Annotated in this window: 22 protein-coding genes; 7 read left to right on the top strand and 15 right to left on the bottom strand. The window is 72.3% G+C overall.

The features are described 5' to 3' along the window. Positions 1 to 263: 263 nt before the first annotated feature. A complete protein-coding gene (locus tag C1J01_RS12015) occupies positions 264 to 800 on the top strand; it encodes a DUF6879 family protein (RefSeq protein WP_111179022.1) in 537 nt (178 codons plus the stop codon). Between the two features lie 19 nt (positions 801 to 819). On the opposite strand, the gene C1J01_RS12010 is transcribed toward C1J01_RS12015, so the two are convergent. After that, a complete protein-coding gene (locus tag C1J01_RS12010) occupies positions 820 to 1293 on the bottom strand; it encodes a MarR family winged helix-turn-helix transcriptional regulator (RefSeq protein WP_111179021.1) in 474 nt (157 codons plus the stop codon). Between the two features lie 85 nt (positions 1294 to 1378). On the opposite strand from C1J01_RS12010, the gene C1J01_RS12005 reads away from it, so the two are divergent. After that, positions 1379 to 2020 (top strand): FMN-dependent NADH-azoreductase, encoded by a 642-nt coding sequence (locus C1J01_RS12005; RefSeq protein ID WP_111179020.1) that lies wholly within the window; start codon positions 1379 to 1381, stop codon positions 2018 to 2020. A gap of 54 nt (positions 2021 to 2074) precedes the next feature. Here C1J01_RS12005 and C1J01_RS12000 read toward each other — a convergent pair whose 3' ends face one another. From C1J01_RS12000 to C1J01_RS11965, 8 genes are all read right to left on the bottom strand, one after another. Further along, positions 2075 to 3298, bottom strand: coding sequence for an acyl-CoA dehydrogenase family protein (locus C1J01_RS12000; protein ID WP_111179024.1), 1224 nt, complete (start codon positions 3296 to 3298; stop codon positions 2075 to 2077). An 8-nt stretch (positions 3299 to 3306) separates the two neighbouring features. Beyond that, positions 3307 to 4320: an ABC transporter ATP-binding protein gene (locus C1J01_RS11995; protein WP_111179019.1), complete on the bottom strand. Its 1014-nt coding sequence runs from the start codon at positions 4318 to 4320 to the stop codon at positions 3307 to 3309. Then, complete coding sequence (locus C1J01_RS11990; RefSeq protein WP_111179018.1) at positions 4310 to 6184, bottom strand: dipeptide/oligopeptide/nickel ABC transporter permease/ATP-binding protein; 1875 nt, start codon at positions 6182 to 6184, stop codon at positions 4310 to 4312. The genes C1J01_RS11995 and C1J01_RS11990 overlap by 11 nt, the downstream gene beginning before the upstream one ends. Beyond that, entirely contained in the window at positions 6177 to 7115 is a 939-nt protein-coding gene (locus tag C1J01_RS11985; RefSeq protein WP_111179017.1) for an ABC transporter permease, read from the bottom strand. The genes C1J01_RS11990 and C1J01_RS11985 overlap by 8 nt, the downstream gene beginning before the upstream one ends. Continuing rightward, on the bottom strand, positions 7112 to 8737 hold the full coding sequence (locus C1J01_RS11980) for an ABC transporter substrate-binding protein (protein WP_111179016.1): 1626 nt from the start codon (positions 8735 to 8737) through the stop codon (positions 7112 to 7114). Before C1J01_RS11980 ends, C1J01_RS11985 begins: the two co-directional genes overlap by 4 nt. A gap of 177 nt (positions 8738 to 8914) precedes the next feature. Beyond that, a complete protein-coding gene (locus C1J01_RS11975; protein ID WP_111179015.1) occupies positions 8915 to 9883 on the bottom strand; it encodes a TolB-like translocation protein in 969 nt (322 codons plus the stop codon). Then, positions 9880 to 11190, bottom strand: coding sequence for an MFS transporter (locus tag C1J01_RS11970; RefSeq protein WP_111179014.1), 1311 nt, complete (start codon positions 11188 to 11190; stop codon positions 9880 to 9882). Before C1J01_RS11970 ends, C1J01_RS11975 begins: the two co-directional genes overlap by 4 nt. Before the next feature lies 1 nt (position 11191). Then, on the bottom strand, positions 11192 to 12568 hold the full coding sequence (locus C1J01_RS11965; protein WP_111179013.1) for a CBM96 family carbohydrate-binding protein: 1377 nt from the start codon (positions 12566 to 12568) through the stop codon (positions 11192 to 11194). Between the two features lie 442 nt (positions 12569 to 13010). Between C1J01_RS11965 and C1J01_RS11960 the strand changes: the two genes are divergently transcribed. Beyond that, complete coding sequence (locus C1J01_RS11960; protein ID WP_181448707.1) at positions 13011 to 13721, top strand: TetR family transcriptional regulator; 711 nt, start codon at positions 13011 to 13013, stop codon at positions 13719 to 13721. Here the strand turns inward: C1J01_RS11960 and C1J01_RS11955 are convergent. Beyond that, positions 13638 to 14567, bottom strand: coding sequence for a LysR family transcriptional regulator (locus C1J01_RS11955; RefSeq protein ID WP_111179011.1), 930 nt, complete (start codon positions 14565 to 14567; stop codon positions 13638 to 13640). The two genes, C1J01_RS11960 and C1J01_RS11955, sit on opposite strands and share 84 nt — an antisense overlap. Positions 14568 to 14671: 104 nt before the next feature. Here C1J01_RS11955 and C1J01_RS11950 point away from each other — a divergent pair, with 104 nt between their 5' ends. Genes C1J01_RS11950 through C1J01_RS11935 form a run of 4 tightly spaced genes read left to right on the top strand, consistent with a single transcriptional unit; the run spans position 14672 to position 18918 of the window. After that, entirely contained in the window at positions 14672 to 16243 is a 1572-nt protein-coding gene (locus C1J01_RS11950) for an amidohydrolase (RefSeq protein WP_111179010.1), read from the top strand. 37 nt (positions 16244 to 16280) lie between these two features. Continuing rightward, complete coding sequence (locus tag C1J01_RS11945; RefSeq protein ID WP_111179009.1) at positions 16281 to 17231, top strand: ABC transporter substrate-binding protein; 951 nt, start codon at positions 16281 to 16283, stop codon at positions 17229 to 17231. Then, positions 17231 to 18154, top strand: a complete 924-nt coding sequence (locus C1J01_RS11940; RefSeq protein WP_111179008.1) for an amino acid ABC transporter permease — start codon at positions 17231 to 17233, stop codon at positions 18152 to 18154. The genes C1J01_RS11945 and C1J01_RS11940 overlap by 1 nt, the downstream gene beginning before the upstream one ends. Next, complete coding sequence (locus C1J01_RS11935) at positions 18151 to 18918, top strand: amino acid ABC transporter ATP-binding protein (RefSeq protein WP_111179007.1); 768 nt, start codon at positions 18151 to 18153, stop codon at positions 18916 to 18918. The genes C1J01_RS11940 and C1J01_RS11935 overlap by 4 nt, the downstream gene beginning before the upstream one ends. Here the strand turns inward: C1J01_RS11935 and C1J01_RS11930 are convergent, their stop codons facing one another. The 5 genes from C1J01_RS11930 to C1J01_RS11910 are packed head-to-tail and all read right to left on the bottom strand — an operon-like array spanning position 18919 to position 25629. Continuing rightward, complete coding sequence (locus C1J01_RS11930) at positions 18919 to 20868, bottom strand: beta-galactosidase (RefSeq protein WP_235854389.1); 1950 nt, start codon at positions 20866 to 20868, stop codon at positions 18919 to 18921. Between the two features lie 33 nt (positions 20869 to 20901). Further along, positions 20902 to 22824: a DUF6807 family protein gene (locus tag C1J01_RS53455; RefSeq protein WP_111179005.1), complete on the bottom strand. Its 1923-nt coding sequence runs from the start codon at positions 22822 to 22824 to the stop codon at positions 20902 to 20904. Beyond that, a complete protein-coding gene (locus C1J01_RS11920) occupies positions 22824 to 23873 on the bottom strand; it encodes a mandelate racemase/muconate lactonizing enzyme family protein (RefSeq protein WP_111179004.1) in 1050 nt (349 codons plus the stop codon). Before C1J01_RS11920 ends, C1J01_RS53455 begins: the two co-directional genes overlap by 1 nt. After that, on the bottom strand, positions 23870 to 24739 hold the full coding sequence (locus C1J01_RS11915) for a 5-dehydro-4-deoxyglucarate dehydratase (protein WP_111179003.1): 870 nt from the start codon (positions 24737 to 24739) through the stop codon (positions 23870 to 23872). The genes C1J01_RS11920 and C1J01_RS11915 overlap by 4 nt, the downstream gene beginning before the upstream one ends. Continuing rightward, the gene (locus C1J01_RS11910; protein WP_111179002.1) at positions 24736 to 25629 is read right to left on the bottom strand and encodes an NAD-dependent epimerase/dehydratase family protein; all 894 of its coding nucleotides are present in this window, start codon (positions 25627 to 25629) and stop codon (positions 24736 to 24738) included. Before C1J01_RS11910 ends, C1J01_RS11915 begins: the two co-directional genes overlap by 4 nt. Positions 25630 to 25689: the final 60 nt, after the last annotated feature.

Here is a 25689-nt window from a genome sequence, read left to right as displayed (position 1 = left end):
GTTCCGGGGTTTGAATCGGGGTTGGCGTGTTCTGCCGGTCGTTCTCCCCGGGGAACGGGAAAGCGGGGAGCCGGGGGCATGGAGAAATCCGCGCTCGGGCTCGGCGATATTCGCCCGGCGCGGCCGCAGGTGGCTCGACAATGGTGGCTTTTCGGTGATAGGTAGTGGTTGACCTGCGAAAATAGGCGGCCGAGATGCGGGCCGTCCGTGGCCGACGAGGGACATTCCTTATGCTGGAGCGCATTCACGAGATATCAGGTGTCTTGCTGAGTGCGGAGGAATATCTCGACGATTTCTGGCCGGAGTTCCGGAAAATCGACGGCGTTTTCTGGAAGCTGGAGCGGGTCCAGGGCTTTCACGAGAGCCGGGCGCCGGCGCGGGAGAGCGACTGGGACCGGTCCGTCAAGCTGATCGGCGACGGCCGCCCGGTGCGCCGCTTTCCGTGCCGGCGCATCCGTGTCGTCGAGCGGCCGGTCACGCCCTACCTGCGGTGGGAGATGCACGTCCTGGCGCTGCGCGGGGGGAGCGCCGAGCAGGTGCGCGTCCTCGACGCCGCCGAGGTGCTCGACCTGGAGGGCAGCCGCCGCCTGCCGGAGCTCGTGGTGCTGGGCACGACGGTCATGTACGAGGTGACGTACGACTCCCGCGGCGCCCACAGCGGGGCGCGGCGGATCGACGACCCCGAGGTGATCGACGCCTGCCGCGGCGAGCTGGACAAGTTGTTCGCGATGGGCGAGGACCTCCGGACCTACTACGAGCGCGAGATCGTGCCGCTGCCCGCGCCCCGGACGCCCGTCTGACCGCGGGCGCGCCGGCGCGTCAGGTGGCCGGCTCGTCGTCGGGCGGGCAGATCGTGCCGTGGCCCTCGACCGCCTGCACGAGCAGGTGGTAGAGCTGCTCGCGGTGGTTGTCGTCGAGCGCGGCGAGCACCTCGTCCTCGACCGCGGCGAGCACGAACTCGGCCTTCGCGAGCCGCTCCACGCCGGCCTGCGTGAGCTCGACGACATGGCGGCGGCGGTCCTCGGGCGAGCGCCGCCGTTCGATGAGCCCCTCGGCCTCGAGCTCGTTGAGCAGGCTGACGACGTTGGTGCCGTCCATCTCGAGGGTGGTGCTGAGCGCCTGCTGGGTGATGCCTCCCCGGGCCCGCAGCACCGTCAGCGCGATGAGGTGGCGAGGCCGCAGGCCGAGCGGCGCGAGCACCGCCTCGCTGCGCGTGCGGATGCGACGCGCGAGGTGGTCGAGCAGCGCGCCCGACCGGTGCACCGGCTGGTTGACCACGGGCAGCGACGTCATGGAACAAGCCTAACCGAGTTGACGTTCTATCCCCGTGCCGCTAATCATTGGTGCAACACAAACGATTCATGAAGGACTAAACAGCATGCCTCACCTGCTGCATATCGACGCGAGCATCCAGGGCGGCCACTCGGTCAGCCGCCGGCTCACCGCCCGGGCCGTGGCCGCCTGGCGCGCGGCGCACCCCGACGGCACCGTCGCCTACCGCGACCTGGGCGCCGACCCTCTTCCCCACCTCGACGAGGCCGGCGGCCTGGCCCGGCTGCTGCCGCCCGAGCAGCACACGCCGGCCCAGGCCGAGTCCTGGAAGCTCACCCAGGTGCTGGTCGAGGAGGTGAAGGCGGCCGACACGATCGTGCTGGGCCTGCCGCTGTACAACTACGGCGCGCCGAGCAGTGTGAAGGCCTGGGTCGACCACCTCATCGCCCCCGGCCTGGCCTTCGACCCCGAGACCCAGGAGGGGCGGCTCGGCGGGCGCGAGTTCGTCGTGCTCGCCACCCGGGGCGGCGGCTACGGCCCGGGCGCGCCCCGCGAAGGATGGGACCACGCCCTCCCATGGTTCCCGCACGGGCTGGCGATCACCGGCCTGGAGCCGCGCTTCATCGAGGCCGAGCTCACCCTCGCCAGGACGACCCCGGCCATGACGCCCCTGATCCCGCTGGCCGAGCAGAGCCTCGCGGCGGCGGAACGCGCGATCGACGACCTCTGGTCGCCGATCGCCGCCTGAGCCCTCGCGGCCGGCGTCCCCCGGCGCCGCGCCGGCCGGGGGACGCGGCTCTGGCTACAGGGGCAGGTCGCCGGTGGCGGAGCTGGTGGAGCCGGTGGCGCGGTAGGCGGCGATCGTGCGCTCGGCGATGCGCATCTGGTGGATCTCGTCGGCGCCGTCGGCGAAGCGGGCCCAGCGGGCGTGCTGGAACATGTTCGCCAGCGGCGTGTCCGTCGAGTAGCCGAGGGCGCCGTGCACCTGGATCGCCCGGTCCACGATCCGGTTGAGGCTGTTGGCGACGAAGTGCTTGGCCATCGAGACCTCCGTGCGGAAGTCCTCGCCCTTGTCGATCTTGGAAGCGGCGTGCAGCACCATCAGCTTGCACTGGTAGAGCTCCATCGCCGAGTCGGCGATCAGCCACTGGATGCCCTGCTTCTCGGCCAGCAGCGAGCCGTGGCTGTAGCGGTTGAGCGCCCGGTCGACCATCATGTCGAGCGCCGTCTCCGCCTGTGAGATCCACCGCATGCAGTGGGCCAGGCGGGCCGGGCCGAGCCGGTACTGCCCGAGGCGGTGGCCGTTGCCCCGGCCGCCGAGCACCTGGCTGTCGGGCAGGCGCAGGTCCTTGATGACGATCTCGCTGTGGCCGGTGGAGCCGTGCATCGTCTCGACCTCGCGGACGTCGTTCCAGCCCTGCGAGGGCAGGTCCACGAGGAAGGCGGTGTTGGCGCCGCGCGAGCCCTCCGGCACGTCCTTCTCCGTCCGCGCGATGAGGATGGCGAAGCTCGCGCGGCGGGCGTTGGAGATGAACCACTTGTGGCCGTTGATGATCCACTCGTCGCCGTCGCGGACGGCCTCCGTGCGGATCAGGGTGGGGTCGGAGCCCGCCACCTCGGGCTCGGTCATGGCGAAGCAGGACGACTTCGTCCCCTCCAGGAGGGGACGCAGGTACTTCTCCTTCTGCTCGTCCGTCGCCCAGTGCAGCAGCGTGTGCATGTTGCCCTCGTCGGGAGCCTGGCAGTTGAGCACCCACGGCCCGATGCGGGTCTTGGCCGCCTCCGACTGCACCATGGCCAGCTCGACGTGGCCGAGGCCCATGCCGCCCCACTCCTTCGGCATGTGCGGCAGCCACAGGCCCTCGGCCCTGGCCTGCTTGCGCAGGCCGAAGATGGTCTTGAGGTACGCCTCGCGGTCGCCCTCCCCGACCTCCTCCATGGCGGGGGCGACGGTGCCCTGGATGAAGGCGCGGACCCGCTTGCGGATCTCTTCGTGCTCCGGGGCGAGGGTGAAATCGATGGCCATGCTGGCGGTCACTCCTTGTTGCTGTCTTCAACGGGTGGTTCTGGGTCCGGCAGCGCCGGAAAATGGCAGGCCAGCCAGTGGTCCTCGCCCACCTGCCGGATCTGCGGCTCCTCGGCGGCGCACCGCTCCCGCGCCCGCGGGCAGCGCGTACGGAACCGGCAGCCCGACGGAGGGTCGACCGGCGACGGCGGCTCGCCGCTGATCAGGGTGTCGGACGGCGGCAGGTCGAGCCCGCCGTCGGGGATCGAGGCGATCAGGGCCCGCGTGTACGGGTGCGCGGGCCGGCTGATCAGGTCGGCGCTCGGCGCCAGCTCGCACACCTTGCCCAGATACATCACCATGATGCGGTCGCTGACGTTCTTGACCACGGCCAGGTCGTGGGCGATGAAGACGAGCGTGAGCCGGTAACGCGCCTTGAGGTCCTCCAGCAGGCCGAGGATCTGGGCCTGCACGGAGACGTCCAGCGCGGAGACCGGCTCGTCGCAGATCACCACCTCCGGGTCGAGGATCAGCGCCCGGGCGATCGAGATGCGCTGGCACTGCCCGCCGGAGAACTCGTGCGGCCGGCGTACCGCGGCGGTCGCGGGGTCGAGGCCGACCGCCTCCAGCACCTCGTCCACGCGGTCGCCGGGCAGGTTCCACACGCGGGGGCCCTCGCCGACGATCTCGCGGACGCGGCGGCGGGGGTTGAGGGAGGAGATCGGGTCCTGGAAGATCATCTGGAGCTGCCGGCGGGTGCGGCGCAGCGCCTCCCCGCGCAGCGTGGTCAGCTCGCGGCCGTCGAGCCGTACCGAGCCCGAGCGGGGCGGCGGGAGCTGGACGAGCGCCCGCGCCGCGCTCGACTTGCCGCAGCCCGACTCGCCGACGATGCCGAGCGTCTCGCCGCGCGCCAGGTCGAAGCTCACCCCGGAGACCGCGCGCACGGTGCGGCCGCGGCCCGCGGGGAACTCCACGACCAGATCCTCCACCCGCAGCAGCACCTCGTCACGGGGACGCAGGTGGGCCTTCCCGCTACCTGCCACTGCTCTCAGCCCCTTCCGCGATGGCCGTCTCGATGGGACGCGGGTACCAGCAGGCGTACTGGTGGCCGCTGCCGTTGACCAGCGGCGGGGCCTCCTGCCCGCACCGGTCCCGCGCGTACGCGCACCGCGGCCGGAACGAGCAGCCCGGCGGCAGGTCGACGAGGTCCGGCGGCCGGCCGGGGATCTCCCGCAGCCGGTGGTGCACCGGGTCGCTCAGCCGGGGCGCCGCCTGGAGCAGCGCCTGCGTGTACGGCATCCGCGGCCGGCGGAACACCTCGGCGGCCGGCCCGCGTTCGACGACCTTGCCGGCGTACATGACGATGACCTCGTCCGCCCAGCGGGCCACCACGGACAGGTCGTGACTGACCAGCACCACGGCCATGTGGTGCTCCTCGCGCAGCCGGTGCAGCAGCCGCAGCACCTGGTCCTGGATGGTGACGTCCAGCGCGGTCGTCGGTTCGTCGGCGAAGAGCACGTCGGGCCCGCACGACAGCGCCATCGCGATCGTCACCCGCTGCCGCATGCCGCCCGACAGCTGGTGCGGGTAGCGGCCCAACATGCGCACGGGATCGGGGATGCCCACCGAGGCCAGCAGCCGCACGGCCTCGGCGCGGGCCTCCTTGCGGCCCAGGCCGAGGTGCACCCGCAGCGGCTCGGTGACCTGCGTGCCGATGGTGCGCACCGGGTTCAGCGCGGTCATCGGGTCCTGGAACACGGTGCCGAGCCGGGGCCCGAGCACCGAGCGCATCTCGGCGGGGGTGCGCGCGGTCAGGTCCTCGCCCGACAGGTAGACCTTGCCGCCCCTGACGGCGCTGCCGGGCAGCAGGCCGAGGATCGAGCGGATCAGCATCGACTTGCCCGACCCGGACTCGCCGACGATGGCCAGGGTCCTGCCGCGTTCGAGGGTGAAGGAGACGCCGTCCACGGCCTTGACCAGGCCGCGCGGGGTGACGAAGTGGGTGCGCACGTCCTCGGCCTGCAGCAGCGTGTCGCGGACCTGGTGCTCGGCCACCGGCATCGGGGAGACGGTCACCTGGCGCACCGGCTCCAGGCCGCTCTCCCGTACGTCGGTCAGCGCGCGCAGCCGATCGCCCACCAGGTTGAACGAGAGCACGGTCAGGAACATGACGACCGAGGGCACGAGCACGACGTGCGGCGCGGTCTCCATGAGCGTGCGGCCCTCGTTGATCAGGCCGCCCCAGGTGGGCGTGGGCGCCTGCACCGACAGGCCGAGGAAGGCCAGGCTGCCCTCGGCGACGACGACCACGGCCATGCCGATGAACGCGTACGACGCCGCCGGCATCGCGACGTTCGGCACGATCTCCCGCCACAGGATGCGCCGGTCGCGGGTGCCGAGCACACGTGCGGCCAGCACGAACTCCCGTTCGGCGAAGGAGAGGGTGGCGCCCCGGACGAGCCGGACCCACGCCGGCACCCCGAGCACCGCGAGCACGATGAGCACGTTGCGCAGGCTGGCCCCGGCGAAGGCCACCACGGCGAGGGCGAACACCAGCGCGGGGAACGCCAGCGCCACGTCGTTGACCGCCATGATGATCGCGTCGGCGGCCCGCCGCCGGTAACCGGCCAGGATGCCGAGCGGGGCGCCGATGAGCAGGCCGAGCAGGACGGCGCCGACGCCGACGCCGAGCGAGACGCGGGCGCCGTACACGATCCGGCTCAGCACGTCGCGGCCGAGGCCGTCGGTGCCGAGCGGGTGCTCCCAGCTCGGCCCCGTCTGCGGCGGCCCGGCCAGCGTCTCGTCATAGCGGTACAGCGGCAGCAGGTCGGCCAGGAGGGCGGCGAGCAGCACCACCCCGATCCAGCCGACGGCGAGCCAGAAGCCGATCCCGAGCCGCCTACGCACGCCGGATCCTGGGATCGACGGCGGCGTACACGACGTCCACCGCGAAGTTGACCACCACGTAGCCGACCGAGATGAGCACGACGCCTCCCTGCACCGTCAGGTAGTCGCGGGAAAAGATGGAGTCGACGATGAGCCGCCCGATGCCCGGCAGGCCGAAGAGCGTCTCGATGATCACAGTGCCGCCGATGAGCGCGCCCATGTTGAGCCCGATCGCGGTGATCAGGCTGATCGCGGACGGGCGCAGCGCGTGCCGCCACATGATGCGGCGGGGCGACAGGCCGCGGGCGCGGGCCAGGACGATGTAGTCCTCCTGGAGGGTCGCGATCAGGTCGGTGCGCAGCAGCCGCGCGTACACCGCGAGCTGGCCGCAGCCGAGCGTGACCGCGGGCAGGATGACCGAGGTGAGGTTCCAGCCGAGGTCGACGGAGAGCGAGGTCCAGCCGGTCGCGGGCAGCACGTTCCAGGTCACCGCGAAGATCAGGATCAGCAGCACGCCGAGCACGAACACGGGGGTCGACAGCAGCGCGAAGCTGAGCGCGGTGAGCGCCTGGTCCAGGCCGCGGCCGGCGCGGCGGGCGGCGGCCACGCCCAGCGGCACGGCCAGGCCCAGCGCGACGATCTCCGCGGCGATCAGCAGCTCCAGGGTGACCGGCAGGCGTTCGGCCAGCTCGGCGCCGACGGACATCCGGGTGATGTACGACTCGCCGAAGTCGCCGGTGAGGAGCCCGCCGAGCCAGTCGAGGTAGCGCACGACGAGGGGCTGGTCCAGCCCCAGCTCCCGGCGGAGCTGCTCGCGGCTCTCCTCCGTCGCCGACATGCCCAGGATCTGCGTGACCGGGTCGCCGGGCAGCAGGTTGAGCAGGGCGTACGACAGGAAGGTCACCACGAGCAGCACCACCACGAGCCGGACCAGCCGGTGCAGGATGATCATCGTTCGGTGACCCAGACCTGGGCGAACGGGTGGTACGGGATCGGCGAGCCGGTCAGCGGCCGGCCCTTCTCACCGTCGGGCAGCGTGTGCTCGCCGATGCCGCGCACCTTGCTCTTGGCGATCACGGACCCGGTGTTGAGGTGGTCGATGAACAGGATCGGCATCTGATCGCGCAGCCGCCGCTGCACGGTCGCGTACGCCTCCTTGCGCGCGGCCTCGTCCGGGGTGATCCGGCCGGCGTCGAGGGCGTCGCTCAGCTCCTTGTCCTTGAGCCTGGTGGGGTTGAGCGAGATCTCGCCGAGCGGCCGGGAGAACGCCTGGTGCAGCGCGTTGTACTCGCCGTCGGGGTCGGCGGCGGAGAACGACGTCCACACGGTGGCGCGGAAGTCGCCGGTGAGCGCCCGGTTGATCAGGTCGGCCTGGTCGGCCTGCCGGATCGACACCTCGATGCCGGCCTTGCGCCACATGTCCTGGCACAGCTCGACGAGCTGCATGGTGTTGGGGTCGGGGGTGGAGATCGTCTCGAAGCGGATCGGGCCCTTGGCCGCCTCGACCTCCTGGACGAGTGCGGTGGCTTTGGCCAGGTCGTAGCCGGGATAGCCGCCGTCGACGTACCACTCGGAGTCCTTCGACCACGGCCCGTCGGCCGGCTCGTTGAGGCCGCCGCGCAGGGTCTTGATGATGGTGTCGCGGTCGAGGGCGTGGGCCAGCGCCCTGCGGACCCGCACGTCGTCGAGCGGCGCCGCGGCGGTGTTGAGCAGGAAGACGTACTCGGCCACCGACATGCCCTCCGCGCGGTGCACGGTGTAGGCGTCCTTCAGGGCGCCGAACTTGGTGACGTCCTCGTCGCGGTTGGTGCCCATGGCGTCGATGCCGCCGGATTCGAGGGTCTGCGCCCGGGTCTGGCTGTCGGGCAGGATGCGGAACTCGATCTCGTCCAGGTACGGCAGGCCCTTGCGCCAGTAGCCGGGGTTGCGCGTGACGACCATGCGGTTGTCCGGCACGTACTCCTTGAAGATGAACGGCCCGGTGCCCACCGGCTTGAGGCTGGCCGCCTTGGGGTCGGCCAGCGAGGACGGCGGCACGATCATGCCGATCTGGGCGGACAGCTGGTAGGGGAAGGCGACCCACGGCTGACGCAGCTGGACGCGTACGGTCATCGGGTCGGCCAGCTCGATCGCGGTCACCGGCGCCAGCGCCGCCGCGGTGAGCGGCGAGGCCTTCTGCGCCTCCAGGTTGCTCTTGACGATCTCACCGGTCAGCGCGGTGCCGTCGGAGAAGGAGATGCCCGACCTGACCTTGATCGTCCACTCGTCGTACGTCTCGTTGGGGGTGAGCGACTCGGCCAGGTACGGCTTCCAGTCGCCGCCCGCGTCCACGCTCACCAGGGGTTCGATGATCGGGGTGGTCATGCTGTAGCTCTGGACGGCGAACTGGTCGGTGATCGGGTTGAATCCGTTGCCGTCGGCGCTGAGCCCGTACACCAGGCGTCCGCCCTGAGTCGGTCCCGTAGCGCCGCGCGCCGTGCTGGCCTGCGGATTCTCGACCGGACGTTGCCCGCTGCACGCCGCCATCACGGTCGCGGCGACCAGCAGGGCGGCTGCGGTCTTCCAGCGTCGCATCTACGCCTCCTCCCGGTAGATCCCCCGAGAGCAATTTCACCGATAGTACTATCGGTGAAAAACCGCACAAGTGCCGCAGGCCAAGATGTTGGGCGGCTGTCAGCTGCTCGCCCGGCTCGTGCCCGACGCCGACCGCCTCACCGTCCGGCCGGGCAGCCGCCGCTGGTCCGCCCGCGGTCAGCGCCGAAGCGGGGACGGCGAGTTGGCGCCCGGTACGAGCAGGCGCGGCGCGCCGGTGCCGTCGGCGGCCACGGACCAGGTGTCGTTCGTGCCGTCACTGGTCTGCAGGGCGTAGGCGAGGGTCCGGTCGTCGAGCCAGACGGCCTGGTCGTCGACGCTGCGCGTCTCGGCTGTGGGGTTGATCGTGCCTGAGGCCAGGTCGAGGACCGACAGCCTCCAGCCCTTGGCGGGGTCGCCGTCCACGGCGGACTTGTAGGCGATCCTGGTGCCGTCCGGCGACAGAGAGGGGCATTCGACGTTGTCGCGCACCGTCCGCACGGTCTTCGCCGCGAGGTCGCCCTCCACGAGGTAGCGGTGGCCGTCGGTGGAGAGGGTGGCGTAGAAGCGGTTGTCGTCGGCGGCGAAGGTGATGCCCCAGTAGTTGGCGTCCACGTTCCGGTACGGCCGCCCGTCCCGTGTGATCGCGAAGTCCTCCAGGGAGGTCACGAGCTTCCCTGTCCGCGTGTCCAGGACGCCCGCCTGCGTGGCGAACCCGGTCGTGGCGTAGGAGTGGCCGTCCAGGAACAGGGTCCAGGCGACCATCCGGCCGCTGGGCGACACGCGCAGCCGGTTCGGGAAGCCGGTGAGCGGCACCCTCTGGCGCTCGTGCAACCGCTGGTCCATGACGACCAGGCGGGTGGCGCTGAGCGCGCCCACCGGCTCCAGGCAGGCGACGGTCGCGGCGGCTGCGTGGACGCGGTCGCACGCCACCTCCGTCACCTCGCGCGGGCCGCGGGGATCGGCCGCGGCCACCGTGGACAGCTGGCCGTTGGACAGCACCATCAGAGCCGGGCCCGGCACCGGTCCGGTGCTCGCCTGCCGGGGGTGGTGCCGGCCGAGCACCGCGTACCCGGTCGCGAAACCGGCCAGGAGCACCGCCGCCACGATGGTGACGAGCAACCGTGCCCGTCGGCTGAGAGAACTCACACGCGCCTCCGCAGAAGGACGGCCATGAGGGGAAGGGCGAGGACGGCAACCACTGCCGCGGCCAGGCACGCCACACCGGTGCCCCACGCCTGCCAGGCCAGGCCGAACAGCACCGACGAGACGACGTACGCCGCCGCCTGCCCGCTCTGGACCAGCGCCATCCCGGTCGCCCGGAGCTCGGCGGGGAAGACCGTGCCCGCCACGGCCATGAGGACGCCGTCCGTGGCCGCGTAGAAGACCCCGTACAGGGCCGCCACGAGCACCATGAGGGGCGGCCCGCCGAGTGGGCTCCAGAGCAGCAGGTACACGCCGGCCAGCGCGGCCATCCCGCCGAGCACGACCGTGGACCTGCCTATCCGGTCGGCGAGCCTGCCGAGCGGCGCGGACAACGCCAGGTAGGCGAGGCTGGTGCCGACCGCCAGCAACGGGAACCAGCCGAGCCCCAGCTCGGCCCGCCGTTGCAGCACGAGGTAGACGAACCCGTCGCCGATGGTCACCAGGCCGAGTACGCAGGCGGCGGGCAGCAGCCGCCCGCGCGCCAGCCGCGCGGCCGCGCGCAGCGTCACCCGGCCGGCCCGCGCCTCCGCCGCCTCGCCCGGAGCCCGGGCGACGCCGGAGCCGGGAGCCCGGGCGAGGCCGGAGCCGAGAGCCCGGGCGAGGCCGGAGCCGGGAGTACGGGTGACGCCGGGGCGGGGCGCCCGGTCGCTGGGCACGAACAGCACCAGGACCAGCACGCCGAGCGCCGCCACGCAGAAGCTCGCCACGAACACCGGCTCGTACGTCTGCCCAGACAGCGCCAGCACGCCCAGCGCCACCAGCGGTCCGAGGAAGGCGCCGGCCGCGTCCATGGTCCTGTGCACCCCGAACGCCCGGCCAAGGTGCTCGGCCGGTGTCGCCAAGGTGATCAACGCGTCGCGTGGCGCGGTCCGCAGACCCTTGCCCGCCCTGTCGACGGTGAGCGCGAGCCCGATCAGCGGCCCGGAGGCCCCGGCCGCCAGCAGGCCGAGCTTGGCCAGGGCGGACATCGCGTACCCGGCGCCCGCGACGGCCTTCAGCCGGGAGATCCGGTCGGCGATGTAGCCGCCGGCCAGACGCAGCAGCACGGTGGCGCCGGTGTAGACGCCGTCGATCACCCCGTACGCCGCCGGGCTGAACTGCAGCCCGGCGACGAGGTACAGAGGCAGGATCGCCGTCACCATCTCGGCCGAGACGTCCGTGATGAGGCTGACCGTGCCCAGAGCGAGCACGGTGCCGCTGACCCGGCCGAGGGTACGCACCCCGCCCCGGTCGAGAGTGGTCAGGTACATGTCAGTGGCAGTTTGTCGTGCCGCTGTCGGTGTAGGTCTTGCCGGCCTGCGGGACGAACTGCCAGGTGTAGCTGCTCGCGCTCAGGGTGAGCTTGAGCACGCCGTAGGTGTCGCTGTTGCGGGCCTCGCTGTTGGGCAGGATCGTGCCGAACCCGTAGTGGCCGGCGCCGCCGGAGCCGATCACGAAGTGCCTCATGCCCCTCGCGTCGTCCCGCTGGTTGGAGGGGTTGATCGGGGCGAAGCGCTCGTACTGGTGGTTGTGGCCGGTCAGGATGAGGTCGGCGTCGGCTTCGTACAGCGCCTGCACGAACGGCGCGACCGAGGTGTTGGGCGCATGGTTGGCGCCCGAGGTGTAGCGCGGGTGGTGCCACATGGCGACGGTGCACGGCCGGTTGTTGGCGGCCAGGTCGGAGCGCAGCCAGTTGACCTGCGCCGAGCCGCTGGCGCAGCTCACGGCCGAGCAGTTGGAGTTCAGCACGATGACGTGCCAGTTGCTGCCGATGTTGTAGGAGTAGTAGCCCTTGACCGGGTCGCCGGCCGACGAGCCGAAGTAGCCGTAGTAGCCGCTCGCGCCCGAGGTGTTGTAGTCGTGGTTGCCGGGCACCGGCCGGGTGCGCGCCTTGTGCCGTCCCCAGGTCGGGGCGTAGTAGTTGGCGAACTCGGAGGCGGTGCCGTTGCTGTAGACGTTGTCACCCAGGGTGAACACGGTGCCGGGGATGTTGTCGAGCAGCGCGGCGGTGGCGCTGTCGCCGGAGCCGGAGTCGGCGATGTCGCCCGCGCCCACCAGCACGTCGCCGGCCGGGGGAGGCGTGGTGGTGCCGGTCGTGACCACGAGCTGGGGCGCGGTCGAGCTCCCGCTCTCCCGGGAGTCGTAGTCGGCGCCGTCGGTGCTGGTGGAGGTGACGCCGATGCTGTAGGTGCCGTTGCCCTTGACGTACGACGTCACGTCGATCTCGTACCAGGAGTTGGCGGTCACGGCGCCGATCGAGCCGAGCGTCGCACCGTCGATGGCCGGCTGGTTGTTCCACGTGGTGCCGGTCTCGGACCAGGTGGTGTTGCTCATGGCGCGGAAGGTGCCGCCGCTGCCGCTCTCGGCGCCGCTGACGTTGTCGGTGTGGACGCGCAGTTTGACCGAGCTGACCGTGCCGGAGACGCCGGACACAGTGAAGCGCAGGAACATGCGCTTGATCGGTGAATTGTCGACGCCGAGCTGGCCGGAGGCGCCGTAGTTGGTGCCTGTCGCACTGTTGTCGACGTACGTGTCCGCCACGGCGGCGAACGTGGCGGTGGCGGCGTTGGCCGTCACCTCGGGCGCCGAGAGGGCCGCCAAGACGATCGCGGTCGCTGACACGGTGGTGATGGCTCGGTTCAGGAACATGCCTGCTTCCTCATGTGCCGGTTCGGGGGGCATCCGGAACATAGATCGTTCTGATGAGCAGCGGGCGTCGCGAAGATGAATGCTCCGTCGGCACCGGGCGTCCGGCGGAGATCAGGAGTCCTGCCCTCGCCGGTCGCCGCACGTGCCCGGCCGGGCAGCCCGGCGACCGCAGCCTGGACAGGTGCTGGAGTGCCGCTTCCCGCTCGAAGGCGCCGGACTACGGCGATGGGGTACCGTGCAGCAAGGTCATACCGATGGCGGGCTGAGGTGAGTCCGGGTGGTCGACTTCGCGGAGCTTGACGCGGATCGGAGCCGTGCCGGACTCGCGGTGGCGTAGACATGGTTGTGGCGGCCTCCAGGAAGCGAACGTAGGCCCGTCAGCGCCTCCGCCACGTTCCCGGAGGCGTTCTGCTCCGGGGGTCGATGGAGGGAGAGCACTGCCGTGACCAGCACACAGCTCAGCAGGAGCGAGGCCAAGGACCAGACCCGGCGCAAGCTCATCCGCGCCGCGCTGGCCATCCTCGACGCCGAGGGCGAGGCGGGCCTGACGACGGTCAAGGTCGCCAAGGCCGCCGGCATCGCGCAGTCCAGTTTCTACGTGCACTTCAAGGACCGGCAGGAACTGCTCAGGGTGCTCGCCCAGGAGGGCGGCGCACGGCTGCGCGAGGAGATGCGCGAGGCGCGGCGCCAGGCTCGCGAGCACCCCGACGACCTCGAACGCCACCGCGAGACGTTCCGCATCCCGCTGGAGGCCATCTGCCGGCATCCCGAGCTGCTGCGCATCCAGCTGAGGGCCCGGCACGACCCGTCGTCCTCGCTGCGCGAGTTCGCGGCCGAGACGGCGGCGGCCTACCGCGAGCACCACGCCGCCGACCTGGCCGCGCTCGGCTACACCGCCGACGACGAACGCGACCGGCGCCGCCTGGAGATGATCGCCGACGGCATCAACGCCGCCACCAACGCGCTCGCGATGGGCCACCTGGAGGGCCGCTACCCCGACCTCGGCGAGGCCGCCGACATCCTGGTGGCCCTGTCGCGCGGCGCGCTGCGGCTGCTCAAGTCCACCCGGTCAGGCGCCGACCCTGCCGTCGACCGTGCCGTCGACCGTGCCGCCGACCGTGCCGCCGAACAGGCCGTCGAACAGCAGGCGTAGCCGGGCGGTCTCGCGGTCGGGCAGGTAGAGCGCGAAGATGTTGCGGCTGACGTTCAGCCACGGCACGTCGGCCACGACGACGTCATCCGGCCGGCCGCGCAACGCCAGCTCGGGGACGAGCGCCGCGCCCAGCGACGCGCCGACCATCGCCAGCGTCGCGCTGAGGTCGTCGGAGTGGCCGACCACGCGCGGGTGCAGGTCCCAGCGGGCGAAGACGCCGTCCAGGACGGACGCGTCGCTGCTGGCCGGGTGGTGCATGATCCACGGCAGGTCCACGAGCTGCCCCACCTCGTACGGCGCCAGGCTGGGCCACGAACGGGGCAGCACGACCTTGAACGGGTCCTCGGCCAGCCACCGCCGCCGCACCGACGACGGCCAGGACAGGCCGGAGTCGCCCACCTGGTAGACGATCGCCGCGTCCAGCTCGCCGCCGACGCCGAGACCGGGGATGAGCTGCGACGGCTCGGCCACCGACACCCTGAAGCCCGCGCGGTCCTCCGGCTCCATCCGGCGCAGCAGGCCGGGCAGCACGTTCAGGCCGAAGCTGGGGAAGACCCCGAGCCTGATCTCCTGCTCGGCGTCGCGGTGCGTCCGCTCCACGGCGGCGAGCATCCGGTCCATGTCGGCCAGGACGATCGCGGCGTGCCGCGCCATCACCTCGGCCGCGCTGGTCGGCAGCACCCTGCGGGCCGAGCGGTGGAACAGCCGCACCCCGGTCTTCCGCTCCAGCACGGCCATCTGCTGGGAGACCGCGGAGGCGGTGTAGCCGAGCCGGTTGGCGGCGGCGGCGAAGGAGCCGCGCCGGATCACCTCGGTCAGCGTCCTCAGGTGTTCCGGCTTGAGCATAAGAATTCCTTCACCTCAGGAGCATGGAATGTCGTATATCACCCGCTTCAGACTTTAGTGTGAGGCGCTTTACAGTGATGCCACCGTTCGAGGGAAAGGCCCGCATGACCATCCGCGTCTTCAGGAACGCCCGCATCCACACCGGTGACCCCGCCCGCCCGCCGGCCGAGGCGCTGGCCGCGGACGGCGAGGAGATCATCGCGGTCGGCACCGAGGCCGAGGTGCGCGCCGCCACCGGCGCCGGTGCCGAGCTGGTGGACCTCGACGGCGCCGCCGTCATCCCCGGCCTGTACGACGCCCACATCCACACCGCCAACTACGCCCGCGAACGCAGCCAGGTCGACCTGCGCCACGCCCGTTCGCTGGAGGAGGCGCTGGCCGCGATCGCCGCCCACGCCGCCCGCCTGTCACCCGGGGCCTGGCTCTTCGGCGGGCGGTGGAACAGCAACCAGTGGGAGCGGCCGGTGCAGCCGGACCGGCACGCGCTCGACTCGGTCTGCCCGGACCGGCCCGCCGCGCTGCCGAGCGTGGACGGCCACACCGTGTGGGCCAACTCGCTCGCGCTGCGCATGGTCGGCGTCGACAGCGCCACCCCGGACCCGGTGGGCGGCCAGATCGTCCGCGACGAGCACGGCGAGCCGACCGGCATCCTGCGTGAGTCGGCGTCGTACCCGCTGCGCGACCTGATGACGGCGGGCGACCTGGTGGACGAGCTGCGCGCCGCCCAGGAGGACCTGCTGGCGCTCGGCCTGACCAGCGTGCACGACATCGACGGCGAGGACTGCCGCGCCGCCTACCTGCGACTGCACGACGCCGGCGAGCTGAAGCTGCGGGTGCACAAGGCGATCCCGGCCGAGCACCTGGAGGCCGCCGTCGAGGAGGGCCGCCGCACCGGTGAGGGCGACGACTGGTTCCGCACCGGCCCGGTGAAGCTGTTCAGCGACGGGGCGCTCGGCTCGCACACCTGCCACATGATCGAGGGGTTCGCCGGCGACGAGGGCAACCACGGCATCGCCGTCACGCCGTACGACGAGCTGGTGAAGCTGATCCGCACCGCCGCCGGCGCCGGGATCGCGGTGGCCACGCACGCCATCGGCGACCGGGCCAACCGGCTGGTCGTGGACGCCTACGAGGAGGCCGGGCTGCCCCCGGGCCTGCGGTTCCGCATCGAGCACGCGCAGCACGTCCGCCGCGAGGACATCACCAGGATGGCCCGGCTCGGCGTCGTCGCCTCCATGCAGCCGGTCCACTGCACCAGCGACATGGACCTGGTGGCGGCCCTGCTCGCCGGGCAGGACCTCGCCTCCTACGCCTGGCGCACGATGCTGAACGCGGGCGTCCCGCTGGCCTTCGGCTCCGACGCGCCGGTCGAGCACCCGAACCCGTTCGCCGCGCTGCACGCCGCGGTGACCCGGACCAGGCCGGACGGCACGCCGCCCGGCGGCTGGCAGCCGGAGCAGCGGCTCAGCGTCGGCGAGGCGCTGCGCGCGCACACCCTCGGCGCGGCGTACGCGGCGGGGGAGGAGAGCCGCAAGGGCCTGCTCACCCCCGGGCGGCTCGCCGACCTCGTCGCCGTGGACACCGACCCCTTCGCGTCCGACCTCGACGCCATCGCCCGCACCAAGGTCCTGGCCACCGTCGTCGGCGGCGAGATCCGCTGGCAGCGATTCCCCTGAAACGATCTGACACGATCCCCTAAGGAGACCCCCCACCTTGAAGATCCGGATCGTCATCCCCGTGCTGCTCGCCGGTCTGGCCGGTACGGCGTGCGGCGCCCAGCCGCTCACCGCCGACCCGGCCGCCCCCGCGAGCCAGAGCGCGCGGCCGGCCGCGCAGGTCCAGGCGCCGGCCGAGGACAAGGCCGCCGCGGTGATCAACGCGATCGCGGCCGACCCCGCGCTGAACGCCAGGCTGCCCGCCGACATCAGGTCCGAGGGCCTGAAGATGACCACCTCGCTCGGCTACCCGCCGATGAACATGATCGGCTCCGACGGCACGACCGCGATCGGGCTCGACCCGTCGCTGGGCCGCGCCCTCGCCAGGAAGCTCGGCGTCCCGCTGCACATCACGGACGAGGAGTTCAACTCCCAGATCCCCGGCATCATCACCGGCCGCTACGACATCCTCATGTCGTCGGTCACCGACACCGCCGAGCGGCGCACGAAGGTCACCTTCGTCGACTACCTCAACGCGGGCGCCGGGATGGTGATCGCGAAGGGCAACCCCGACGGCATCAAGACCCCCGCCGACCTGTGCGGCAGGACGGTCTCCGTGGTCGACAACGGCTCCTCGCTGGCGCTGGCCGAGGAGACCCACGCCACGTGCGAGAAGAACGGCGAGAAGGGCCTGGACATCCTCAAGTTCGCCGGTGACCAGGAGGCGCTGCTCCAGGTCACCAACGGTCGCGCGCAGGCCAACATCACCGACTACGTGGTCGCCGCGTACAAGGCCGCCGACCCCAAGACGGAGACGGAGGCGCTGCCCATCGACGGCACCGAGGCGCTGTGGGGCATCGCGCTGCGTCCCGACAACAAGGCGCTGATCGACGCCGTCCACGACGCGCTCGCCGCGCTCATCGACAGCGGCGAGTACGGCAAGATCCTCGCCGCCTGGGGCCTGGAGGAGCTGGCGATCGAGGCTCCGGTCATCAACGGCGGCGAGTGATGCGCACCGAACCGATCATCGGCCCGTCCGGAGAGGCGGTCCCGGTCGCGCGGACGTGGCACTGGGGGCGGTGGCTGGCCGGGCTGATCGCGCTGGCGGTGTGCGGCTGGCTGGTCGGCCTCGTCGTGGCCAACCCCCGGCTCGACTGGGGCGCGGTCCTGCACTACCTGTTCGACCCGCTGATCCTCAGCGGGATCGTGGTCACCATCGAGATCTCGATCCTGGCCACCGTGCTCGGCCTGGTGCTCGGCGTGTTCCTGGCCGTCATGCGGCTGTCGCACAACCCGGTGCTGCAGTGGCTGGCCACGCTCTACATCTGGTTCTTCCGCGGCACGCCCGTGCTGGTGCAGCTCATCTTCTGGTACAACCTGGCGTTCCTGTTCCCCGAGCTGATCCTGAAGATCCCGTTCACCATGATCGGGCTCAAGTGGGACACCAACCAGGTGATGACCGGGTTCACCTCGGCGATGCTCGGGCTCGGGCTGAACCTCGCGGCGTACTTCGCCGAGACCGTGCGCGCCGGCATCCAGGCCGTCGACCGGGGTCAGACCGAGGCCGCGTACGCGCTGGGCATGACGCCCGGCAAGCGCATGCGGGTGATCGTGCTGCCGCAGGCGCTGCGGATCATCATCCCGCCCACCGGCAACGAGTTCATCTCGATGCTGAAGACCACCTCGCTGGTCTACGTCGTCGCCGGGCACGACCTGATGACCAATGCCAGCCAGATCTACAAGGCCAACAACCTGATCATGGAGCTGCTGATCGTGGCGAGCCTGTGGTACATGCTGATGACCGCCGTCGCCACGTTCCTGCAGGGCAGGCTGGAGCGGCGCTTCGGCTCCGACGCCGTGCGGCTGGTGCGCGGCGGCGGCCTGGCCGCCCGGGTGCTGCCCCGCCAGCCGAAGCCGGAGGTGACCCGATGACCGGCGAACCCGTCGTGCTCGCCCGCGGCGTGCGCATGAGCTACGGCGACACCGAGGTGCTGCGCGGTGTCGACTTCAGCGTCGCTCCCGGCGAGGTGAGCTGCGTCATCGGCCCGTCGGGGTCGGGCAAGTCCACGTTCCTGCGCTGCGTGAACGGGTTGGAGCCGGTGCTCGGCGGCAGCCTGCGGGTGCTGGGGGAGGAGGTCGGCCACACGCTGCGCGACGGGAAGTACCACCCCTGGACGCCGAAACGGTTCGCGGAGTTCCGGACGAAGATCGGCATGGTCTTCCAGCGGTTCAACCTCTTCGCCCACCAGAGCGCCCTCGACAACGTCGCCTGCGCGCCGATCCACGTCGCGGGGATGCCCGGCGACCAGGCCCGCGAGCTGGCCATGGAACACCTGGCCCGGGTGGGGCTGGCCGACCACGCGCACAAACGCCCGCACCAGCTGTCCGGCGGGCAGCAGCAGCGGGTCGCGATCGCCAGGGCGCTGGCCATGAGCCCCACGCTCATGCTCTTCGACGAGCCGACCTCCGCACTCGACCCGGAGCTCGTGGACGAGGTGCTGGAGGTGATGAAGAAGCTCGCCCTCGACGGCATGACCATGGTCGTGGTGACCCACGAGATCGGCTTCGCCCGCGAGGTCGGCGACACCCTGACCTTCTTCGACGAGGGCGTGGTCGTCGAACAGGGCCCCCCGGCCGACCTGCTCGCCGCCTCCAAGCACCCCCGCACGAAGGCGTTCCTGTCCAGCGTGTTGTGATCAGCGTCGTTCGCGGACGATTCTTGCCGTGCCCGCGGGGACGGCCAGGCGGCCGTCCACCGGGGTGCCGTCGAGGATCGTGCCGGTCGCCTTGACGGTCGCGTCGGCGTCGGTGTGGTTGACGGCGAACAGGAACGAGCGGCCGTCGGGGTGGGAGCGGCGTACCAGCTCGACGCCCGGCGTGTCGGTGGTGGCCACGCCCGCCTCCGCGCAGACCGCGGCCAGCACCCGCGCCAGTGCCTCGTCGGCGGGGAGCGTCGTCAGGTAGTGGGCCGCGCCCCGGCCGGCCTCGCCGCGGGTCCAGGCCGGCTCGCCGGTGGCGTACGCGTCCAGGACGGCGGCGGTGGTGGCGTGGGCGACCTCGCTCCACACCGTGCCGGCGCCGCCGCCCGCGAGCGGGACCGTCTCGCCCGCCTCCAGCGGGAAGAACTCCTCGACCGTCACCCCGAGCAGGTCGCGCCAGACACCCGGGTAGCCGCCCAGCCGGACCCGGTCGTGCTCGTCCACGATCCCGCTGTACGGCCCGACGAGCGCGACGCCGCCGCCCTCGACGAAGCGTTCGAGGTTCGCCGCGCCCGCGTCGCTGACCAGGTAGAGCGCGGGCACCAGCACCAGGCGGTAGCCGGACAGGTCGGACTCGGGGTGGGCCAGGTCGCAGGTGACGCCGCGCCGCCACAGCTCGGCGTGCCAGCGCTTGATCTCCTCGACCGGCTTGAGCAGGTCGGTGGGCTGGGCCGGGTGGTCCTGGGCCCAGAGACTCGACCAGTCGAGCAGGATCGCCACGTCCGCCTCGACCGTGCTGCCCGCCACGTCGGACGCCTCGCGCAGCAGCTCGCCGAGGGCGACGACCTCACGCCAGACCTTGGTGCCGGTGCCCGCGTGCGGCACCATCGCCGAGTGCCACTTCTCGGCCCCGGCCCGCGACGCCCGCCACTGGAAGAACATGATCCCGTCGGCGCCCCTGGCCAGGTGCTGCACGGAGTTGCGGTGCATCTCGCCCGGCCGCTTGGCGCGGTTGAGGCCCTGCCAGTTGACCGCGCTGGTCGAGTGCTCCATGAGCAGCCACGGCCGGCCGCGCCCGAGCGAGCGGGTGAGGTCGGCGGCGAAGGCCAGGTCGACGTGGGACTCCGGGTCCGCGCCGACCAGGTAGTGGTCGGTGGAGACGACGTCCACCTCCTGGGCGAACGACCAGTAGTCGATGTCCCAGTGGGAGCCGCCCATGAAGTTCGTGGTCGCCGGGACGCCGGGCGCGAGCTCGCGCAGCAGGTCGCGTTCGGCGCGGTAGAGGGCCAGCAGCGCGTCGGAGCTGAACCGGCGGAAGTCGAGCTGCTGGGCCGGGTTGGTGAAGCTGGGGGTGATCCGGGGCGGCAGGATCTGCTCCCAGTCGCCGTAGCGCTGGGACCAGAACGCGGTGCCCCAGGCGTCGTTGAGCGCGTCGAGCGTGCCGTAGCGGTCGATCAGCCAGGCGCGGAAGGCGGCGGCGGAGGCGTCGCAGTGGCAGCGGGCGTTGTGGCAGCCGTACTCGTTGTGCACGTGCCACATCGCCAGCGCCGGGTGACCGGCGTAGCGGCGGCCGAGCCGCTCGGCGATGGCCAGCGCCTTGTCGCGGTAGATCGGCGAGCTGGGGCAGAACGCCTGCCTGCTGCCGTGCCACAACCGGCGGCCGTCGGCGTCGACGGGCAGCGCCTCGGGGTAACGGTGGCCGAACCACGGCGGCGGGGAGGCGGTCGGCGTCGCCAGGAAGACCTTGACGCCGCCGCCGGCCAGCAGGTCCATGACGCGGTCGAGCCAGTCGAAGGTGTACACGCCCTCGTCCGGCTCCAGCAGCGACCAGGAGAAGATGCCGAGGCTGACGTGGGTGACGCCGGCCTCGCGCATCAGCCGGACGTCGTCGGCCCAGGTCTCCTCCGGCCACTGCTCCGGGTTGTAGTCACCGCCGTAGACGATCAACGCGACCCCTATTATTTTACGATTTATGCCGATTTAGAGTCTCACGTTGGCCGCCAGGGCGGAAACCTCCTCCTCGCCCAGCCGCCCGTCCGCCACGACCGTGACGACGCGCCTGGTCAGCGTGGTCTCCACGACCAGCGGAGCGTCCCACGCCAGCGCCTGCCCGACCCCCGGATACTCCGCCGCCCGGACGAACCACGGGTCGCCGTCGGCCTGGACGAAGACGAGCGTCCAGTCCCGCCCCCGCGGCGTGGTCCCGGACATCGCCACCCACGGTCCCCGGCTGCCGTGCACGGCCCGCTCGTCCCCGGGGAGCGTGACGCGGTCGGTCGAGGTGCCGGGGGCGCGCCAGAAGAAGCCGCCGTAACCGGCGCCCGGCCGCCCCTTGGTGGCCGAGCTCCGGACGGTCAGGGGAGCGCCGGTGAGGTTCGTCAGCGTGAACGCGAAGTCCAGCGCCCACGCCTCGCCGAACGGGCGCGCCACGACCGTGCGCTCCTCGCGGGCGATCGGCCGGCCGCCGGGGCCGAGCCACTCCAGGTGCTCGGTGAAGCCGTCGTCCGCCAGCCGGGTGAAGGCCACGTGCCGCTGCATGCCGTGGTCGTCCAGCCAGGTCGGCCCCCGGTCCTTGACGTACGTGCGGCCGCCCCAGAAGTTCACGCCGCCGAGGTCGGCGATCGCCACCCCGGCGCCCAGGTGGTGCACGTGGTCGGGCGGCCGGACCTCGGTGACCGCCACGCCGCCGAGCGTGCGCACGTCGTGCAGGTACGGCCGCGGCGAGTCGGTCGCCGGCAGGTCGGGACGCCACTCGTACGCCGCCACCGGCGCACCCGCCACCAGCAGCTCCACCCGCGTCCACGGCGCGCCCAGCTCGGAGTAGAGGGCCAGCTCCCGCGCGCTGCGCGCGGTCAGCTCGGCCACGCCGGGCAGCAGCCGGCCCACGACCTCGCCGGCGGCGTCCTGCTCGACGACCTGGTGCCGCTCGGGGATCGGCACCGGCTCGGGGGCCAGCCGCACGGCGTCCAGCACCTGGGTGAACGTCTCGGTGGCCGCCAGCGGGACCAGCAGGTCCGCGCCCGTGCGGACGTGGTCGATCAGGTTCTCCAGCAGGTCGGTGCGCTCGTGCACGGTGGTCGTGCGCGAGCCGTCGGCGAGCTCGACCGTCAGCCGGTCCTCGGTGTAGACGAGCGTGGCCGTGCCCCGCTCGCCGTGCACGACGAGGTACGGCTCGTGCCGCTCCTTGGCGCAGAGCGTCACCGCGATCGTGATCACGAGCCCGTCCGCCAGCCGGATCCGCACGCATGAGGTGTCGTCCGACTCGATCGGGAAGGCGTGGTAGAGCTCGGTCTCGATCTCCGTAATGGGGCCGTCGGCCAGCGCGAGCGCGGTGGCGACGGCGTGCGCGAACGGGTTGGTCAGGGCGCCGTCCACGACGTCCACGCCGTCGAGGCGGCGCCGGCCCGCCCACGGCGAGCGGGTGAAGTAGGCCGAGGGCCGCACCCATGCGCCCGCGCCGCCGATGCCGCGCACCTTCCCCAGGCTCCCACCGGCGATCAGCTCGCGCAGCGCCGGGACGGCCGCCGAGCCCAGCGACTGGAACCCGACCTGGCAGGCCCGCCCGGTCTCCGCCGCCGCCTCGGCGATCCTGCGGTGCGCCTCGGGCGTGGCCGCGGGCGGCTTCTCCAGCAGCACGTGGGAGCCGGCCCGCAGCGCCGCCACCGCGAGGTCGGCGTGCGTGTGGATCGGCGTGCAGACGATCGTGACCTGCGCGCCGGTCTTCTCGACCAGCTCGCCCAGGTCGGACGACTGCAACGGCGCGGCGAAGTCCACCTCCACCGGGCGCAGGTCGCAGATCCCGGCCAGCTCGGCCACGCCGAGGCCGGTGAGCCTGCGCAGGTTGCGTAAATGGTGCTGCCCGTGGCCCTGCGCGCCCGCCAGCACGACCTTCACCGGCGCCATCACGACCACCGCAGCCCGAGCCCGGCGTGCCCGCCCGCGCGCAGCACGCCTCCGGCGACCTCCACCGGGTACGGCTCCGCCAGCAGCCCCAGCCGGGCGAACGAGGCGTCCTCCACGTCCTCGACCATGACCGGCAGCGGCAGGGCCAGGGCCAGCTGGCCCGACACCTCGCTCAGCAGGTGCGGGTAGACCGGCACGTCGTACGTCCTGGCCAGCTCGGCGATCCGCAGGAACGGCGTGATGCCGCCGACCCGCACGACGTTCGGCTGCACCACGTCGCACGCGCCCGCCGCGAGCAGGTCGCGGAAGCCGTAGGCGGTGTAGACGTTCTCGCCGACCGCGACCGGCACGTCGATCGAGCGGCGCAGCTCCACGTGCGCGGCCACGTCGTCGGCCGGCAGCGGCTCCTCGATCCAGTGCGGGTCGAACGCGCGCAGCGCGGCGATCGCCCGCCGCGCCCGGTGCAGGTCCCACCGCTGGTTCGCGTCGATCATCAGCAGCCGGTCGGGCCCGATCACCTCGCGCACCGCGGCCACCCGCTCGACGTCCTGCGCCAGGTCGGGCCGGCCCACCTTGATCTTGACACCGCGGAAACCGGCGGCCACCCAGCGCCGGGCCTGCTCGACCAGCTCGTCCAGCGAGTAGTGCAGGTTGACGCCGCTGCCGTAGACCGGCACCTCGTCGCGCCGCCGCCCCAGAGCGTCGGCCAGGCCCTGCTCGCCGCAGCGCAGGTCCCACAGCGCGAGGTCGATCCCGGCCAGCGCGATCGTGGTGAGGCCGCCGGGGCCGGCCTCGCGCACGTGCCGCCAGAGCCGGTCCCACACCACCTCGGGGTGCGCGGGCAGGCCGATCAGCGCCGCGCGCAGGTCGTGGTCGAGCAGCGCCCGTACGGCGTGCGCGCCGATCTGCGGCGTCCACGCGAAACCCGTACCGACGCGGCCGTCCTTGAGCGTGACGTGCGTGACGACCACGTGGTTGTACGGCACGTCGGGACCCCACGGCCGGGGCAGCGCGGCCGTGCGCAACTCAGTCCGCAGATCGACGATCATGAGACCAGTTCCAGGCCGGTCTTGATCAGCGCCTCCAGCTCCGCCAGGTGCTCGTCGGTGAGCTCGGCCAGCGGGGGCCGGACGCTGCCCACGTCGAGGCCGCGCAGCCGGACGCCCGCCTTGACCAGCGAGACCGCGTAGCCGGGGACCTTGGCGCGCAGGCGGACGAGCGGGGCGTAGAACTCCGTCAGCAGCCGCTCGTCGCCGTTCAGGTACGCCAGCGCGATCTCGGGGGCGAACGCGAAGACCGCGCTCGAGTACAGCCGCACGCCGATGCCCCGGTAGGCCGGCATGGTCAGCTCGGCCGTCGGGAGGCCGTTGAAGAACAGGAAGTCCGGGTACCGCTCGCGCACCTCCAGCACGATCCGCTGCACGCGGTCGATGTCGCCCACGCCGTCCTTGAGCCCGATGACCCCCGGCAGGCCGGCCAGCTCCACGGCGGCGTCCGGGTCGAGCACCACCGAGCCGCGCTGGTAGACGATCACCGGCAGCTCGGCGGCGATCGCGCGCACGTACTCCGTGAGCCCGTGGCCCGGCCCCTGCGCCAGGTACGGCGGCATCAGCAGCAGCCCGTCGGCGCCCGCCTCGCGCGCGGCCCGCGCCTGGTTCAGCGCCGTCCCCAGCGGCCCGCCCGCGCCCGCGAACACCGGGACCCGGCCGCCCACCGCCTCGGCGGCCACCCGGACGGCCCGCGCGTGCTCCGCCTCCGACAGGGCCGAGAACTCGCCCGTGCCGCACGCCGCGAACACGCCGCCCGGACCGTGCTCCATGCCCCGCCGGACGTGCTCGGCCAGCACGTCGCCGGCCAGCGCGCCGCCCGCGTCGAACGGGGTCACGGGGAAGAACAGCACACCGCTGAGATTCATTCGCTCTCATCCTTGAGTTCGGAGCGCCAGCTGTGCCGGGGTCGCCAGCCGAGCAGGCGCGTCGCCTTGGCGGTCGAGAAGGCCGGCAGGGTGCCGGTGAGCCCGGCCGCGAACGGCTCGGTGCCGGGCACGACCTGGGGGAGCAGGTCGGCCAGGGGTTTCCTGGCCAGCGCGTCGGCCGCGCCGGCGAAGAACACCTCGCCGTTCGGCACGTCGGGCAGGGCCTCGGCGAGCACGGCGATCAGCTCGGCGGCGTCGCGGGCGTCGATGTAGTTGAACAGCGACACCCCGCCCAGCTCCGGCCGGTCGAGCCGCTCGCGCACGGTGTGACCCGACTGCGTGGGCGCCCCCGCCCACTCCTCGGGCGGGATGACGAAGCACGGCCGCACCGCCGCCATGCGGGTGCTCCCCGCCGCGGCGAACGCCTTCATGGTCTGCTCGGCCACCACCTTGGACAGGTTGTAGGCGTTCCACGGCCGGACCGGGTGCTCCTCGTCGATCGGCAGGTACGACGGCGCCCAGCCGCCCGGCGCGCCGTACCCGATGACCGTGGGGCTGCTGGCCACCACCACGCCCGCCACCCCCAGGGCCACCGACGCCTCGCACACGTTGAACGCGAGCCGCGTGTTGACCTTGAAGATGACCGATTCCGGGGCGCTGAACGGCGTCGCGATGGCGGCCAGGTGGATCACCGACTCGGGCCGGAACCTCGCCATCACCTCGAACGCCTCACCCGTGTCGGTCAGGTCGGCCGGGAAGGCGACGGCGGCCTCGGCGGGGGTGCCCGGGGCGCGGTCGACACCGATGACCTCGTGCCCGGCCGCCGCGAGAGTGGTGACCACGCTGCGGCCGAGGCGTCCGGCGCTTCCGGTGACGAGGACTCTGCTCACCGTGGGAGGCTCCTTCAAGACTGCAAACAGTTGCACTAAACCTTTGTGTCAGGAGGGGCG

The sequence above is a fragment of the Nonomuraea aridisoli genome (assembly GCF_003236395.1).
Classification (GTDB): domain Bacteria; phylum Actinomycetota; class Actinomycetes; order Streptosporangiales; family Streptosporangiaceae; genus Nonomuraea; species Nonomuraea aridisoli.
Note: the sequence above shows the minus strand (reverse complement) of the source record. Positions and strands in the feature narration are given on the sequence as shown.

Bases quoted from the DNA above. Each gene is read 5' to 3' on its own strand.
- C1J01_RS12000 (WP_111179024.1), bottom strand. From the start codon at position 3,298: ATGGCCATCGATTTCACCCTCGCCCCGGAGCACGAAGAGATCCGCAAG.
- C1J01_RS11940 (WP_111179008.1), top strand. From the start codon at position 17,231: ATGCGCACCGAACCGATCATCGGCCCGTCCGGAGAGGCGGTCCCGGTC.
- C1J01_RS12005 (WP_111179020.1), top strand. From the start codon at position 1,379: ATGCCTCACCTGCTGCATATCGACGCGAGCATCCAGGGCGGCCACTCG.
- C1J01_RS11935 (WP_111179007.1), top strand. From the start codon at position 18,151: ATGACCGGCGAACCCGTCGTGCTCGCCCGCGGCGTGCGCATGAGCTAC.
- C1J01_RS11965 (WP_111179013.1), bottom strand. From the start codon at position 12,568: ATGTTCCTGAACCGAGCCATCACCACCGTGTCAGCGACCGCGATCGTC.
- C1J01_RS11950 (WP_111179010.1), top strand. From the start codon at position 14,672: ATGACCATCCGCGTCTTCAGGAACGCCCGCATCCACACCGGTGACCCC.
- C1J01_RS11920 (WP_111179004.1), bottom strand. From the start codon at position 23,873: ATGATCGTCGATCTGCGGACTGAGTTGCGCACGGCCGCGCTGCCCCGG.
- C1J01_RS11980 (WP_111179016.1), bottom strand. From the start codon at position 8,737: ATGCGACGCTGGAAGACCGCAGCCGCCCTGCTGGTCGCCGCGACCGTG.
- C1J01_RS11955 (WP_111179011.1), bottom strand. From the start codon at position 14,567: ATGCTCAAGCCGGAACACCTGAGGACGCTGACCGAGGTGATCCGGCGC.
- C1J01_RS12010 (WP_111179021.1), bottom strand. From the start codon at position 1,293: ATGACGTCGCTGCCCGTGGTCAACCAGCCGGTGCACCGGTCGGGCGCG.
- C1J01_RS11985 (WP_111179017.1), bottom strand. From the start codon at position 7,115: ATGATCATCCTGCACCGGCTGGTCCGGCTCGTGGTGGTGCTGCTCGTG.
- C1J01_RS53455 (WP_111179005.1), bottom strand. From the start codon at position 22,824: ATGGCGCCGGTGAAGGTCGTGCTGGCGGGCGCGCAGGGCCACGGGCAG.
- C1J01_RS11915 (WP_111179003.1), bottom strand. From the start codon at position 24,739: ATGAATCTCAGCGGTGTGCTGTTCTTCCCCGTGACCCCGTTCGACGCG.
- C1J01_RS11970 (WP_111179014.1), bottom strand. From the start codon at position 11,190: ATGTACCTGACCACTCTCGACCGGGGCGGGGTGCGTACCCTCGGCCGG.